Consider the following 14561-nt stretch of genomic DNA (forward strand, 5'->3'; position numbering starts at 1 on the left):
TCTCATCGGTGCGATGCGCCGGGCGGGACGGCTGCCGGAGCGGCCCGTGGCGCTGAAAACCATCGTCACCACGGAGATGGCGCGGAAGGTTGCGGAGTCCAACGGCGTGGAGTGCTTTGACACCTTCACCGGCTTCAAGTTTATGGCGGAGAAGAAGAACGCGCTGGAAGCCGAAGGAACGGGGAAGGTCATCTTCTCCTACGAAGAATCCTACGGCTATATGCTGGGGGATTACGTCCGGGACAAGGATGCGGTGACGGCCTCCATGCTGCTGACGGAGATGGCCGCGTGGTATGCCGCGCAGGGGATGACGTTGTTTGACGCGCTGGAAAAGCTGTATGAAAAATATGGTCAGTATGGAGAGAAGACCTATAATCTGGTGATGCCGGGGCTGGACGGACTGAAGGACATGGCGGAGCTGATGCGAGGTCTGCGGGAAAATCCGCCTGCCGCCATCGGCGGCGTAAAGGTTTCGGTGCGCAAGGACTATGCCGACGGGTCCGTGGAGGACTGCGCGACCGGGATGAAGACCGCCATGGAGCTGTCCGGGTCCAACGTGCTGCGCTTTGAACTGGCGGACGGCACCGCGATTCTGGTGCGCCCCTCCGGCACGGAGCCGAAAATCAAGGTCTACATCCTGACCCAAGGAGCCGACCGGGCCGCGTGCGACGCGAATATCGAAAAATACGGCGCGTGGGCCGCTGGGCTTCAAAAGTAATGGCAGGCGGGGAGAAAATAGGCGTCAGGCTGCGGCTGTACGCCTCCGAGTGTCCCCGAAACGACTTTTATCTTGAACGGGTGGAACAAATGGCCCGGGAACTGAGCCTTATATGCACCGTGGAGAAAATCATGGACGAGGCGGACATCGCCGCCCGGGGATTTGACAGCGTGTGCCAGCCATCCTACTGCCCCGGCTGTCGGGCCAACCACATGTCGCTTGCTGACCCGGACGGGCTGTATCTCCCGGTTCTCACGGGGAACGAAAAGCCCCTGTTCTGGAACGTTCCTCCGTCTGACGAGGAACTTCGTGCCGCGCTGGAAGAATTTCTGCAAAGCTGAAAAACCGGGGCCTGCCAACGCGGCGGGTCCCGGCTTTTATGTGCAAAGGCGCGGGGAATAAAGAGTCCCGTGACCGACATACCAAAGATTCGCGGCAAAGCGGCTGGGGCATATCCCTCGTTTCTCAAGTGCTGTGGAATCCTGGCGTCCACGAAGGGAACGCGTCAGAATTCATTTGGAATAGATAAAAACCGGGCAGGGACGAAAGTCCCTGCCCGGTAAAAATGCTCAGTTCAAAAAGTCCTTCAATTTTTTGCTGCGGCTGGGGTGGCGCAGCTTGCGCAGGGCCTTGGCCTCGATCTGACGGATGCGCTCACGGGTGACATTGAACTCCTTGCCGACCTCTTCCAAGGTTCTGGCACGGCCGTCTTCGATGCCGAAGCGCAGCTTCAAAACCTGCTCCTCCCGGGGGGTCAGGGTGGAGAGCACATCCATCAACTGCTCCCGCAGAAGCTTATAGGACGCGGCCTCAGACGGCTCCGACGCGCCCTCGTCGGGGATGAAGTCGCCAAGGTGACTGTCCTCCTCCTCACCGATGGGGGTTTCCAGAGACACCGGTTCCTGCGCGATTTTCAAAATCTCGCGGATGCGGTCCACGGCCCGCTTCTTCTCATCCTCCCGGACCTTTTCCCACGCGGCGGAACCGCCGTTCATCTCGATGGCGATTTCCTGAGGGCTGGGGTCGTGGCCCAGCTCCTGCAAAAGCTGGCGGCTCACCCGGATGACCTTGTTGATGGTTTCCACCATATGCACCGGAATGCGGATGGTGCGGGCCTGATCCGCGATGGCGCGGGTAATGGCCTGACGAATCCACCAGGTTGCATAGGTGGAGAACTTGAAGCCCTTTGTGCAGTCAAACTTTTCAACGGCTTTGATCAGGCCCAGATTGCCTTCCTGAATCAAGTCCAGAAACAGCATGCCCCGGCCCACATACCGCTTGGCAATGGACACCACGAGACGGAGGTTTGCCTCCGCCAGCTTTTGCTTTGCAAGCTCGCCGCTGCGGAAAATCTTTTTGACGGCGGCCTCATCTTCCTTAGAAAGGGAGGGCTCCTCGCCTGCCTCTTTCTGACGAGCCAGTTCCTTAAGCGTTTCCTCCGCCTCCGCGCCGGCGGCCATGCGCTGGGCCAAGTCCACCTCCTCGTCGGGAGTCAGCAGGGGGACTTTTCCGATTTCCTTCAGATACATCCGCACGGGGTCATCGATAGCGAAGTTCCCAACCAAGGTGTTGGGGTCCACCAGCTCCTCCTCCTCCACGTCCGCAATCTCCTCAGCGGCGGGGTCGTCGTCGGGCAGCTCGGGGAGAATGTCCTCGTCGGTGCTGATATCGATGTTCAGGGCCTCCAGAGAATCATAAAGCTGATCCATCTGGTCGCCCTCAAGATTCAGGGTGTCCAGCGACTCTGCCAGCTCGCCGGAGTCCAGCTTGCCCTTTTTCTGGGCCCTATATAAAAGCTCGCGCAGCTTTTCGTTGCCTGAGAGCCATGCGGAAGCGGGCAGGGACGCCACCTGCTTGTCGTCCAGACGAAGGATGCCAGCCTTTTTGGCCTCCTCGTCGGTCATAATGGGAGCGGCGTCCTGACCGGACTTACCGCCGGCTGCCGCCGCTCTATCCGCCCCGTTTGCCGTTCCGGCATTCAGCAGGGCGTTGGCCTCCTGCTCCAGCCGCTCCTCAGGGGTGGGTTCTTTCTTCTTAGACATGTCGCTTTCCTCCGTTGCTTTTTTTCTGATCTTTCAATTCTTCCATTTTTGCCAGCAGCGGGTCCGCTGCGCCCGCGCCGCTTCTCTTTTCCGCCTCCCGGCGGACAATTGATATGTAATCGGCAAGAGCCTGCCGCCCGTTTGCGGCGGACTCCGGCTTTTGACACAGATTGGTAATGTGGCTCATCTCCTCGCCGGACAGCTCTCCCGCCAAAAACGAAAGCTTGGGAGCGCTGCGCTGCTCGCGCTGCCGCCACAAAAGGGAGAAGACCCTGCCAAGCAGCGGCGAGGAAAATTCCTCCTCCCGCAGGGGTGGCGATTCCGAAAACAGGCTGTCGTCCAGCAGCAAAAGCCGCAAAATGCCCTCCTCCGCCATGGCGGAGCGAAGGTTTGTATAGCGCAGGTCCCGTCCCTTGGGCTGAAGCTCCGCCGCCGGGTTCAGGTCGTGGCGCTCCCGGGCCCGCCGCTCCTTGCCCATCCGGCGCTTGAAGGCCCGCTGAACCTCCAGCTTCATGGCCTCCGGCGTAAGCTTCGCGGCTTCCGCCGCCCGGACGGTGTAAATATCCCGCTCCACCGGGCTTTCAAGACCCGCCAAAAGCTGGCTGACCTCTTCAGCGTAGGCAAGGCGCTGGCGGTCGTCCGTCAAATCGTATTTCCCGGAAATCTGAGCCAGACGGAACTCCACGCCGTTTTCGCTGCCGGTGAGCAGCCGCTCGAACGCATCGGGGCCAAAGGCTTTGATAAAATCGTCCGCGTCCTGCTTGCCCATGGAGCCGTCCTCCATCCGTTTGTTCGGAAGCCGGAGAACCCGGACAGAGAATTCCGAGTTGTTCAGAATCTGCAAGGCCCGCTCCGTGGCAACTTTTCCGGCGTTATCGTTGTCATAGCACAAAACGATTTCCTTGGTGTGCCGACTCAGAAGCCGGGTCTGCTCCTGTGTCAGCGCCGTACCCATGGAAGCCACGGCGTTGTCAAACCCTGCCTGATGGAGGGTCACCACGTCGATGTTGCCTTCGCACAGAATGATGTTGGGCCGCTTGGATTTTTTCGCCAGATTCAAAGCGTACAGCTCCCGGCGCTTGCTGTAAACCGGGGTTTCCGAGGAGTTCATATACTTTGGTTCCGAGTGGTCCAGCACGCGCCCGCCAAAGGCCACCACATCCCCCCGCACGTTGATGACGGGGAACATCAGCCGGTTTCTGAATTTGTCGTATAGCCGGCCGTTCTTGTTCTGTACCGCAAGGCCCGCGCCCAAAAGCTCTGACTTGGTGTAGCCCTGACGGGTCATGGCGGTGATGAGCGCGTCCCAACGGTCAAGAGACGCGCCAAGGCCGAAGCGGACCGCCGTGGCCTGTCCGATCTGCCGCCGGTCCAGATAGTCCCGCATGGAGCGGCTCTCCGGGTCCTGAAGCTGCTGATAGTAAAACCGGGCCGCGTCGCGGTTCAAATCCAGAAGGCGCCGCCGCTTCTGCTCCACCTCCCGGTCCCCCGTCTCCTCCGGTACCTCCAGCCCGGCGCGCCGGGCAAGAAACCGCACCGCGTCCGGAAAGGGGAGACTTTCTTCCTCCATAATAAAGTTGATGACGCCGCCGCCCCGTTTGCAGCCGAAGCAGTAGTAAATCTGCTTGTCCGGGGAGACGGAGAAGGAGCCTGTTTTCTCGCTGTGAAACGGGCAGAGGCCGAAGTAGTTCGCGCCTCGTCTTGTAAGCTGGACATAGCTGCCCACCACATCCACAATGTCGCTGCGGGCCGTCAGCTCGTCCAGAAAATTCTGCGGAAACGGCAACGAACATCCCTCCCTCCCGGTGAGTTTTACCGGAATTGTCCCGGGTCATACCCAGACAACCAGTTCAAGTCACTCTATTTATACCCCATTGGGCTGAAATTTCCTCTTTTTTTGCGAATTTTCAGAAAACTTTTCTCTCCCGGCTTTACAGTTTCACATTTGACGGCTAAAATAAGTGCTTAGAGATAAGAGAGAAAGAGGTGGAAGAATGGCAGTGGAGCTTTGGGCCGCGCGGTTGGACCGTCCGCTCAGCGAGCGGGAGAACGACGCGCTGCTGGAAATGCTGCCGCCTGAGCGGCGGGAGCGGCTTGCCCGGGTCCGCGACACCGAACGGTGGCGGGAGCCGCTTTGCGCCTATGCGATTCTGCGCCGCGCATTGTGGGAGAAATACCGGTGGCGGGAGCTGCCGGAGATCGCGCTGACTACGCAGGGAAAGCCGGAATTTCCCGCCTTTCCGGAGGTGTGCTTCAATCTGAGCCACACGCCCGGGGCGGTGCTGGTGGGCCTTTCCGGCGAACCGTTGGGCGTGGATATCGAAAAGATACGTCCCGTGTCCCCAAGAGCCATGAAGCGGCTTGCGGATGCGGCCTCGGAAAAGGCGTTTTTCCAAAGCTGGGTCCGGAGAGAGGCGCGCTTCAAGCGCAGCGGCGCGGGAGTGAGCATCATGCGGGAGGGGGAGGCCCCTTTGCAATACGGAGAATATTTCTATTATGTAGATACGTTTCCCGGGTATGTGGCCGGAGTGGCCACACGCAGCGCCGAGGGCGTGAGCAGGATTCAGAAATTCTCTTTGGAGCAGATGGTATAGCCGTTAAGAATTTCCGGGGACGATGCTTGAAAAGGCAGCGTCCCGGAACGCGGATTTTTCAAAAGTAAGCGCATCGCCCGGGTGCGGTGCGGGAGAAGTCCCCGGGAAAGCAAATTCCCGGGGACTTTTGTATTTACAGCAGCTTATTCCTTCAGCAGGGCTTCTCCTGCCCGGTAGATGTCCCCTGCGCCCACGGTCAGAATCAAGTCCCCCGGCTGGGCGATGGCGCGGAGTCGGTCCGTCACCTGTTCCAGATTGGAGCAATAAACGGAGCCGGGAACCTTTTTGCACAGATCGCCCGAACTGATACCCACGGTGTTGGTTTCCCGGGCGGCGTAAATTTCCGCCACAATCGCCGCGTCCGCAAGCTTCAACTCTTCCACAAAACGGTCGAACAGCTTGGCGGTGCGGGAATAGGTATGGGGCTGGAACGCCAGCACTACCCGCTTGTAGGGCAGGTCCTTGGCCATGACCAGCAGGGCGTGAAGCTCGTCGGGGTGGTGGGCGTAGTCATCGTAAACGTCCGCGCCGTTAAACACGCCCTTGCGCTCAAAGCGCCGTCCCGCGCCGGTGAAGTCCACAAGCCCCCGCTCCACGGCGGAGCCGGGCAGGCCCAGCACATAGGCCGCCGAGGCCGCTGCCAGCGCATTGGACACATTGTGCCTGCCGTGGACGGGCAGGGACACGCTGGCATAGGGCTTGCCGTATACTGTCACGTCGAAAAGCTGTTTCCCGCCTTCCTCGCGGAGGTTTTCGGCGGTGCAGTGGGCGGTGCGCGCCAGCCCGAAGGAGAAAACCGGACGGCCCAGATTTTTCAGGGCTGCAATAGCGCCGTCGTTATCCGCGTTGGCAACCACCCGTCCGCCGTCCGGCACAAGTTGGGCAAAGCGGCGGAAGGAGTGATCAATGTCCTCCAAATCCTTAAAGAAGGCCAGGTGGTCCTCCTCCACGTTGAGAATCACCGCCACAGTGGGGTAGAAGGAGAGGAACGAGTTACAATACTCACAGGATTCCAGAATCATAGTGTCTCCATTGCCCACCCGGTAAGCAGAGTTAAGCAGAGGCAGCGTGCCGCCGATCATCACGGTGGGGTCTGCCTCGGCCGCCATGAAAATGTGGGTGCACATGGAGGTGGTGGTGGTTTTTCCGTGGGTGCCGGAGATGCACAGGGCGTTGGGATAGCGGCGCATGATGGCCCCCAGTGCCTGTGCCCGCTCGTAGACCGGGATGCCACGGGTCACCCCGCCGGAAATTTCGGGGTTGTTGTCGTGGACGGCGGCGGTGCGGATCACAAAGTCGCACTCGCCCAAATTTTCCGCGCTGTGGCCAATGTCCACATGGATGCCGGCCGACCGCAGATGGGCCACCGCCTCGCTTTCGTGAATGTCGGAACCGTGGACCGCAAGCCCCATCCCCAGCAGGATTTCCGCCAGCGGAGCCATGGATACGCCCCCGATTCCCACCAGATGAACCTGCTTTCCGGGAACCATGTAAGCGCTGATGGGTTTTGGATTATTCATCATAATAGTTTGCTCCTTCTCCTGCAATGACTTGCAAATGGGACGCCGCTCATTGTATGATATTGTATTATAACTTCGGCGCCGGAATTTATAGCGCCCGGGCAAATTTTTTTGTATTCGGGCCGGGGCGATTGACTGTCCTTCTCAGAAAAGGTATTATACTATGCGAGAGTGGAAAATGCAACCGAAAAGGCGCGGCCCGCTAGGCGGGAAACGGCTCCGGTCCGCTGATTTGAAAAGAGAAAGTAAGGTGAGCAGGTGAACATTCCGGAGCCGGTGAAAAGCATATTGAAGGCGCTGGAGGAGCATGGCCACGCGGCCCACTGTGTGGGCGGCTGTGTCCGGGATTCCCTGCTGGGGCGGGAGTCGGGGGACTGGGACGTGGCCACCTCCGCACTTCCGGAGGAGACGATGGCGCTGTTTCCGGGCCGGGCCGCACCCACCGGGCTGCGCCACGGCACCGTGACTGTCCGGGAGGGGGCGCTTCCTGTGGAAGTCACCACCTTTCGCACCGACGGACGGTATACCGACGGACGCCACCCAGACTCGGTGGCCTTCACCGGCTCCCTGCGGGACGACTTGAGTCGCCGGGATTTTACGGTGAACGCCATGGGGCTGGACCTGCGAGGAACGCTGACGGACCCCTTCGGCGGGCAGGAGGACTTGAAAAATCGGCTTCTGCGCTGCGTGGGATCGCCTGAGGAGCGGTTTCAAGAGGACGCGCTGCGCATTCTGCGCGGGCTGCGGCTGGCGGCGGTGCTGGGCTTTGAATTGGAAGAGAAGACGGCGCAAGGGCTGCGGGCGTGCAGGGAATTGCTTTGCGGCGTGGCGGCGGAGCGGATACAGATTGAACTGACGAAGCTTTTGTGCGGGCCTGCGGCGGCGGAGATTCTGCGGGAATTTCCAGAGATGGCAGGGACGGTGGTGCCGGAGCTTTTGCCCATGGTGGGCTTTGACCAGCACAGCCGCTATCACTGTTATGATGTGTGGGAGCACACACTCCACGCACTGAGCGAGGTCCCGGCGGAGCCGGTTTTGCGCTGGGCGGTGCTGCTTCACGATTTGGCAAAACCCCGGTGCTACACCCGGGACGAGCGGGGCGGGCATTTTTACGGACATCCCACGGTCAGCGCGGGGATGGCGGACGCGATTTTACGGCGGCTTAAATTTGACAACGCTACACGGGAGGCGGTGGTCACGCTGGTGCTGTGGCACGACAGGGAGATTCCCCGGACGGAGAAAAGCATCCGCCGGGCGCTGCGAAAACTGGGAGCGGAGCGCCTGCGGGAGCTGACCGAGGTGAAACGGGCGGACAATCTGGGGCAGGCCCCCGCGTACCGGGCACGGCTGTTGGATGTGGAGCAGATACAAAAGATTATGGAGGATCTGCTGGCCCGGGACGAATGTGTATCACTGCGGCAGTTAGCGGTGAACGGACGGGATATGCTGGCACTGGGCCTTCGGGGGCCGGAAATCGGCATGATACTGGAAGAGCTTTTATCCGCCGTAGTGGACGGAGACTTGCCGAACCAGCGTTCCGTACTGCTGCGTGCGGACGAGGACCGGGAAACCGCGCAAAACCATAAATAATAACAAAAATTTTAATTATGATTGGAGATGGACACATGAACAACGAACAGAGTCAGTGCGGCTCATGCGGCGGAGGAGCCTGCGGCGTGGGCGGCGGCTGCGATGGATGCAGCGGATGCAGCGCAAGAGCCAGCGTATGGATGGGCGAGGGTGAGTTGGAGCTGCTACAAGATCTGGCCCAGACCCCCTTTCTTCCCATCGCCCGGCGGGAGGGAGCCGAGGAGCCGATTTATCTGGAGGGCGCAAGATACACCCCCGCGGAGTATGGTCAGATTATCACGTCGCTGGCCCAAAAGCGGCTGGTTCGGCTGGATTATGATCTTCCGCTGTCAAACTTTGACTACGCGGCCTACGAGGGATTTGCCCACAAGGGAAGCATGGCCCTCACCGCCGCCGGTCAGCACGCCTTGGAGCTGCTGGAGATTCAGGGCGCGTCTGAAGAATGACCTGTGCTTCGACGGATAAAAAATCCCCGGCGGCACAATCTGCGCCGCCGGGGATTTACCGATCAAAGAATCCCGCCCTCTGGCAGGCATCTCCTTCCCGATGGGAATGGGACGCCTGCCGGAGGGCGGGAGTTTTAATGTCAATGGAGGTATTATCCCTTTTTCTTTTTGGGAGGCTCAGGCTCCGCCAAGCGGTCAATCACCCGGGCATAGCCCTCCGCACCATAGACCAGACATTTCCGCACGCGGGTGATGGTGGCGGAGGAGACGCCGGTTTTTTCGTTGATGGCGTTGAAGGTTTCTCCGTCCTGAAGCATCCGGGCCACCATCCATCTCTGGGCCATGACCTGAATCTCCCCGACGGTACACAAATCGTCAAAAAAGCGGTAGCAGTCTTCCTGGTCCTTCAGGGAGAGAATTGCCTGATACAGATGGTCCACCATTTCCGATTTCATTCTGCTTTCATACATCTTGCAGCCCCACTTTCAAAATCAGGCGCCGCCGTGCGCCGGCTCCGGCGGCAGGATTGCTTTTATACGGTAACAGGGTATCCTATGGCCAAAGAATAACAGACTTTTCAGCCACTGTCAATCTACTTTCCCTTGTGGTACGTCAATTTTTCCAAACATCGGCAGGTATTTACGCTTGAAATGTCCGCATGATAATACACTACCCCCATATCTCGCTAATACGCTACCGATACACCGTGATAATAGACAAAAAATTAGGGTGTAATTAAAAAATAAATGTTGATTTCGTACAAAAATAATGCTATTATGTGTTTGTGCGAAAACGTAAAACCGACAAGCGCACAATACAGACAGGATTGCGGCAGGCTCACCCCTGGGCAGGGTGAACAGCGCTTCCGGCGCTCTCGCGCCGGAAGCGCGCCTGACCCGAATCATCCAAACCATTTCTCACATCTCATAGAACCTGTAAATGCCGCTTATGGCGCATCTCTTTCCGGCTGCGGCCCGCGAGGGTACACGCTTTTTGAAGAGGCTGATATTGCAGGGCAAAAATTTGAAGCGAGGTAACGATTAAAATGATTATGAAGCCTTCTGAAATAAAGCATGTCGTTGTTGATGGACACAGCCTGACGCTGGAGTCCTTTGTGGCTGTCGCCCGCTATGGTGCGACGGTGGAGCTGGCCGCTTCCGCGCTGGAGGCCATGCAGAAGTCCCGCGCACTGGCGGAAAAAATTGTGGCGGAGAACCGCGTTGCTTATGGAATCACCACCGGCTTTGGAGACTTCCAGAAGGTGGCCGTGCCCGAGGAGATGAGCAACGAACTGTCCACCAACTTGATTCTCAGCCACTGCACCGGCACCGGCGACCCTTATGCCGACGAGGTGGTGCGCGGTATGCTGCTGCTGCGGGCAAACGCGCTGTGCGTGGGCGTGTCCGGCATTCGTCCCATTCTGGTGGAGATGATGCTGGCCATGCTGAACGCGGGCGTTGCTCCCGTGGTTCCCCAGAAGGGCTCTTTGGGCTCTTCCGGCGATTTGGCTCCGCTGGCCCATATGACGCTGCCCCTGTTGGGCAAGGGCTTGGCAAACTACAAGGGCGAAAAGCTCACCGGCGCGGAGGCCATGGCCAAGGCCGGTATCCAGACGTTGGAGACGCTGGTGTGCAAGGAAGGCCTTGGCATGACCAACGGCACCTGCGCCATGACCTCTGTCGGTTCTCTCGCTCTGTTTGACACCATCTGCGCCGCCCAGTTGGCCGATGCCATCAGCTCCTTGGATTTCGAGGCCCTCACCGGCCTGCGCAACGCCTTTGACGCCCGTATTCACGCTGTCCGCGGGCAGAAGGGCCAGATCATGGTGGCCGCCAATATGCGTAAGCTTTTGGCCGATTCCGAGATTCTGGACAACTGCCAGAAGGACCGTGTGCAGGACGCTTACGCCCTGCGCTGCATCCCTCAGCTCCACGGCGCCGTCCGCGACGCGCTGGAGTATGTGCGCGCCAAGGTTGAGATCGAACTGAACGCCGTTACCGACAACCCGCTGCTGTTCCTCGACGACGAGGCGGTTATTTCCGGCGGCAACTTCCACGGCGAGCCCATGGCCATTCCCTTCGATACGCTGGGCATCGCGTGCAGCGAGATTGCCAATGCCTCAGAGCGCCGCACCGAGCGCATGGTGAACGCGGCTCTGTCCAACGGACTGACCCCGTTCCTCACCACCAAGCCCGGCGTGAACTCCGGCTTTATGATCGTGCAGTACTCCGCTGCTTCCATGGTTTCCGAGAACAAAGTTTTGGCGCATCCCGCGTCGGTGGACTCCATTCCCTCTTCCGCCAATCAGGAGGATATCGTCTCCATGGGCACCACCGCAGCGCGCAAGGCCGGCTGGATTGTGCAGAACACTCTGTCCGTTCTGGCGGATGAGCTGATGACTGCCTGCCAGGCCATCGACATTCGCCGCCGCCTGAACACCCACGGTCAGGGCCTGGCGCCTGTCCACGAGGCCATGTACAAGCACGTGCGCGAGAAGGTTGCGTTCTACGAGATCGACCGCGAGATTTGGCAGGACATCGCGGAGGTGGAGAAGATGGTCCGCAGCGGCGATCTGCTGGACATCGTCAAGAAGCACGTCCCCGAGTTTGAATAAGCCGCATCCCGGCAAATTAGATAAAAGCCGCCGCGCCGAAGTTCGGCGCGGCGGCTCTTTTGCGCGGTTTCATGCAAAAGCCGTGCTTGCGCCTACAGGCGGGCTTTGCTTTTTCACAGATTATGTTTCTCGGCAATGAAAGTCCTGTTGCCGTGAAGCACCAACGCCCGTTGTGTCACCTTGTAGAAGCACGGAAAAAAGCGGCGGAAAAAGGCACGGCGGACGCACGGCTGTTATGGGGGACGGGCTTGATGCATGCAGGCCGACGGCTTTCTGGGGGGAGGGTGTATCCGGGCGGCGCTTGGAGCTTGCCATGCAATACATGGCTTGTGCAGTTCCGAAGTCCGCTGCGCGTCTGGGCGGCAAGTATGCTTTGCCGCGTGGGACCAAAGCCCCCAGCGCGCAAACTGTTTGCAGAGATGTTCGAGAGATGGAAAAGTCCTGCCGCAAGAGACATCCCGCTGGAGAGGTCCGTTTCAGGGAACACACTGCGTTTGCGCAGGGAAAGACAAGGCTGCGGTCCGGCAAATGCCGGACCGCAGCCTGTCGTACTGTGTTTGAATCAGTCTCAGATAAACTGAGAGACAATGATCGCCGCGATCATCAGAGGAATGTTGTAATGGATAAAGGTAGGTACGCAGGTATCCCAGATGTGGTTGTGCTGTCCGTCCGCGTCCAGACCGGCCGTGGGCCCCAAGGTGGTGTCGGAAGCGGGCGAACCGGCGTCGCCCAGAGCGGCGGCGGCGGACATCAGAATGATGGTGGCGGGCACGGAGAAGCCCATCTGCTGGCACAGAGGCACATACAGCACTGCAACCACGGGAACAGTACTGAAAGAACTACCGATACCCATGGTGACCAGAAGGCCGATGAAAGTGATGACGGTGGCGGCGATGACCTTGTTGCCGCCCATGATGCCGATGGCAGCCTGCACCAGTTCATCCACACCGCCGGTGGCCTTAATCACGTCGGCATAGCCGCCGGCAACCAGCATGATAAAGGCGATCATGCCCATGATCTTGAGACCGCCTTCAAACTGCTCGTCGATCTTCTTCCACTTGATGGCGCCAAAAATGAACATGACCATCAGGCCGCACAGGGCGGACAGAGCCAGAGACTCGGTGGGAATCTGAACGGCGACCACCACGACGATGGCCAGAAGGGTGACGGCGTGCTCCTTGGTGAACTTATCGGAGATTGACTCGGTGACGGACACGTCCACAGACAGGTCCTGATACTCGCGGGGCTTGCGATAGGTGACAAAGATGGCCAAAAACAGGCCGATCAGCATGGCAACGCCGAGAATCCAGTTGTATTTCGCAATCTCGCCGATGGTGGTGGGCATGCCGTTCTTGGTCATGTTGTCGGCAATGATGCCCATGAAGATGGCGCCGAAGCCAAAGGGGATGGAGATGTAAGGAGCCTTCAGGCCGAATGCCAGAGAGCAGGCGGCAGCCCGGCGGTCAAGCTTCAGCTCGTTAAACAGGCTCAGCAGGGGAGGAATCATGATGGGAATGAAAGCGATGTGAACGGGAATCAGGTTCTGGGACAGGCAGGCCACGCCCGCCAGCACCACAAGAAGGAACTTGGCGTTCTTTCCCATGATTTTGGAGAGCTTCTTGGACATCATGTCGGCCAGACCCGTGGCGGCAATGGCAGTGGCAAAAGTGCCCAGCAGCAGGTAAGCCAAAGAAGTGCCGCCGTTTACGCTGAAGCCGGCGGTCAGGATACCCATGGCGGAAGGAATGTCAATGCCGCCCAAAACGGCGCCAACGATGGAGGAAATAATCAGGGACAGAAGAACGTTCAGCTTCAGCAGGCACAGGACACACAGGACCACCACGGAGACAAGAACCGGATTCAATAAAATAGACATTATTTAAATCTCCCTTTCCTAAAAGATCTCTAAATCTCTAAAACGCTAGAAATCTCTCTTTCCTTATGATTGTTGAATTTTGCAGTGTTTACGGGAAACTTTGCAGAGCGGAGAGCCGGGCTTCGCCGGTGCGTCCGCTTTTTCCATTTTCCGTAATTGCCCCCCTTTCCGGACAGATTCGCTGCAACAATACAGACACAGGAAAGACTGTCCACGTCTGAAAGCGGACAATCAATGCCGAAGGCGGTCGGATGCGGGCAGACGCGGTCTGGGCAAGACGGCGCTTTCTCACATAGCCCTCTCCTGAAATACCCCGGCAAAAGCTTCACGGAAAAACGGAATTCCCCTGCGGAACCTCCTCCAATTTCTTTCCGTGATTAGGTGTATATTACATGATAGAGCGTCTATAAAACGTCTATTTTTGTGCGATTCACAGAAGATACGGGGATATGTCTACCGGCAAGGTTGGTATTTTCGAAGTGCGACGCAGCCTACCGTAAAGTCGAAAGTATGCTTCGGTTGATGGTTGCTTTGCGGCCTTTTCCTACTTCTTTTTCCGATCCTTGGGCAGGGGGGTGACGGGCTCCAGAATTTCCACGGCGGCCCGCAGGATGTCTTTGTCCTCAATGTCCAGAATATAATGTTCCTTTGCGCCAGAATAGGGAAGTCCACGCGCAGCACCGCCCATCAACGGTGCAAGCTCCGGAATAATTTTCACGAACACGGTGTTGTCGCACACCAGAAGAATGGGCTTGTCATTCACGTAGACCATGTACTCGCCAAACATCTTCCTGCTGCGCACCGCCCACAAACTTCCCAACTGCTCACAAAGAAATTCCACGTAGTCCGGTGAAGTTGCCATGTTGCTGTTCCTCCGATCAATCCAGCCTATCTGGAGGACATTGTACCATTTTGCAAAAAATTTTACAATATATTCCAAAAAATATTTTTTGAATTTTTCAAACCCGAACGATAACCGGTCCTGCGCTAGGGGCTATTTCCGGGGATATTGGTGCAGTTCTTTTATGGGCAGGGACACAAAAAAGGTTTCAAAAAGGAAATTTATTTCATAATTTAGAGGGTTTCGTTACATTGCTGCAAGGGCCTGAGCGGCCGTCTTAGGGAGGTGTAAGACGGTATATACGAAAAGCTGAATATTGC

General features: G+C 58.2%; 11 protein-coding genes and 1 pseudogene. 6 read left to right on the forward strand and 6 right to left on the reverse strand.

Features of this window, described 5'->3' with window-relative positions:
• Both RTK01_RS05905 and RTK01_RS05910 read left to right on the forward strand, forming a co-directional pair.
• Positions 1–718, forward strand: a pseudogene (locus RTK01_RS05905) (phospho-sugar mutase); the annotation flags it as partial.
• Positions 718–1059, forward strand: coding sequence for a hypothetical protein (locus RTK01_RS05910; protein ID WP_312280085.1), 342 nt, complete (start codon positions 718–720; stop codon positions 1057–1059). The pseudogene RTK01_RS05905 and the gene RTK01_RS05910, both read left to right, overlap by 1 nt.
• A gap of 228 nt (positions 1060–1287) precedes the next feature.
• Here the strand turns inward: RTK01_RS05910 and rpoD are convergent, their stop codons facing one another.
• Together rpoD and dnaG are read right to left on the reverse strand one after the other, a co-directional pair.
• The gene (rpoD, locus tag RTK01_RS05915) at positions 1288–2760 is read right to left on the reverse strand and encodes an RNA polymerase sigma factor RpoD (protein ID WP_312280086.1); all 1473 of its coding nucleotides are present in this window, start codon (positions 2758–2760) and stop codon (positions 1288–1290) included.
• Positions 2753–4546 carry a DNA primase gene (gene dnaG, locus RTK01_RS05920; protein WP_312280087.1) on the reverse strand — a complete coding sequence of 598 codons (1794 nt, stop codon included), beginning with the start codon at positions 4544–4546 and terminating at the stop codon, positions 2753–2755. Before dnaG ends, rpoD begins: the two co-directional genes overlap by 8 nt.
• 208 nt (positions 4547–4754) lie before the next feature.
• Between dnaG and RTK01_RS05925 the strand changes: the two genes are divergently transcribed.
• Positions 4755–5354, forward strand: coding sequence for a 4'-phosphopantetheinyl transferase (locus RTK01_RS05925; protein ID WP_312280088.1), 600 nt, complete (start codon positions 4755–4757; stop codon positions 5352–5354).
• 143 nt (positions 5355–5497) lie between these two features.
• Here the strand turns inward: RTK01_RS05925 and murC are convergent, their stop codons facing one another.
• The gene (gene murC / locus RTK01_RS05930) at positions 5498–6877 is read right to left on the reverse strand and encodes a UDP-N-acetylmuramate--L-alanine ligase (RefSeq protein WP_312280089.1); all 1380 of its coding nucleotides are present in this window, start codon (positions 6875–6877) and stop codon (positions 5498–5500) included.
• Between the two features lie 255 nt (positions 6878–7132).
• On the opposite strand from murC, the gene RTK01_RS05935 reads away from it, so the two are divergent.
• Together RTK01_RS05935 and RTK01_RS05940 are read left to right on the forward strand one after the other, a co-directional pair.
• Positions 7133–8464: an HD domain-containing protein gene (locus RTK01_RS05935; RefSeq protein WP_312280090.1), complete on the forward strand. Its 1332-nt coding sequence runs from the start codon at positions 7133–7135 to the stop codon at positions 8462–8464.
• Positions 8465–8499: 35 nt separating this feature from the next.
• Positions 8500–8910, forward strand: a complete 411-nt coding sequence (locus tag RTK01_RS05940) for a hypothetical protein (protein WP_312280091.1) — start codon at positions 8500–8502, stop codon at positions 8908–8910.
• Between the two features lie 152 nt (positions 8911–9062).
• On the opposite strand, the gene RTK01_RS05945 is transcribed toward RTK01_RS05940, so the two are convergent.
• Positions 9063–9380 (reverse strand): YerC/YecD family TrpR-related protein, encoded by a 318-nt coding sequence (locus RTK01_RS05945; protein WP_293009872.1) that lies wholly within the window; start codon positions 9378–9380, stop codon positions 9063–9065.
• Between the two features lie 575 nt (positions 9381–9955).
• Here RTK01_RS05945 and hutH point away from each other — a divergent pair.
• Positions 9956–11524 (forward strand): histidine ammonia-lyase, encoded by a 1569-nt coding sequence (hutH, locus tag RTK01_RS05950; RefSeq protein WP_312280092.1) that lies wholly within the window; start codon positions 9956–9958, stop codon positions 11522–11524.
• A 568-nt stretch (positions 11525–12092) separates the two neighbouring features.
• Here the strand turns inward: hutH and RTK01_RS05955 are convergent.
• Both RTK01_RS05955 and RTK01_RS05960 read right to left on the reverse strand, forming a co-directional pair.
• The gene (locus RTK01_RS05955) at positions 12093–13400 is read right to left on the reverse strand and encodes an SLC13 family permease (protein WP_312280093.1); all 1308 of its coding nucleotides are present in this window, start codon (positions 13398–13400) and stop codon (positions 12093–12095) included.
• Positions 13401–13944: 544 nt separating this feature from the next.
• On the reverse strand, positions 13945–14262 hold the full coding sequence (locus tag RTK01_RS05960) for a TfoX/Sxy family protein (RefSeq protein ID WP_312280094.1): 318 nt from the start codon (positions 14260–14262) through the stop codon (positions 13945–13947).
• Positions 14263–14561: the final 299 nt, after the last annotated feature.

The organism is Oscillibacter sp., from assembly GCF_031978065.1.
GTDB lineage: Bacteria > Bacillota > Clostridia > Oscillospirales > Oscillospiraceae > Oscillibacter.

Bases quoted from the DNA above. Each gene is read 5' to 3' on its own strand.
- RTK01_RS05910 (WP_312280085.1), top strand. From the start codon at position 718: ATGGCAGGCGGGGAGAAAATAGGCGTCAGGCTGCGGCTGTACGCCTCC.
- rpoD (WP_312280086.1), bottom strand. From the start codon at position 2,760: ATGTCTAAGAAGAAAGAACCCACCCCTGAGGAGCGGCTGGAGCAGGAG.
- RTK01_RS05925 (WP_312280088.1), top strand. From the start codon at position 4,755: ATGGCAGTGGAGCTTTGGGCCGCGCGGTTGGACCGTCCGCTCAGCGAG.
- murC (WP_312280089.1), bottom strand. From the start codon at position 6,877: ATGATGAATAATCCAAAACCCATCAGCGCTTACATGGTTCCCGGAAAG.
- RTK01_RS05940 (WP_312280091.1), top strand. From the start codon at position 8,500: ATGAACAACGAACAGAGTCAGTGCGGCTCATGCGGCGGAGGAGCCTGC.
- RTK01_RS05945 (WP_293009872.1), bottom strand. From the start codon at position 9,380: ATGTATGAAAGCAGAATGAAATCGGAAATGGTGGACCATCTGTATCAG.
- hutH (WP_312280092.1), top strand. From the start codon at position 9,956: ATGATTATGAAGCCTTCTGAAATAAAGCATGTCGTTGTTGATGGACAC.
- RTK01_RS05955 (WP_312280093.1), bottom strand. From the start codon at position 13,400: ATGTCTATTTTATTGAATCCGGTTCTTGTCTCCGTGGTGGTCCTGTGT.
- RTK01_RS05960 (WP_312280094.1), bottom strand. From the start codon at position 14,262: ATGGCAACTTCACCGGACTACGTGGAATTTCTTTGTGAGCAGTTGGGA.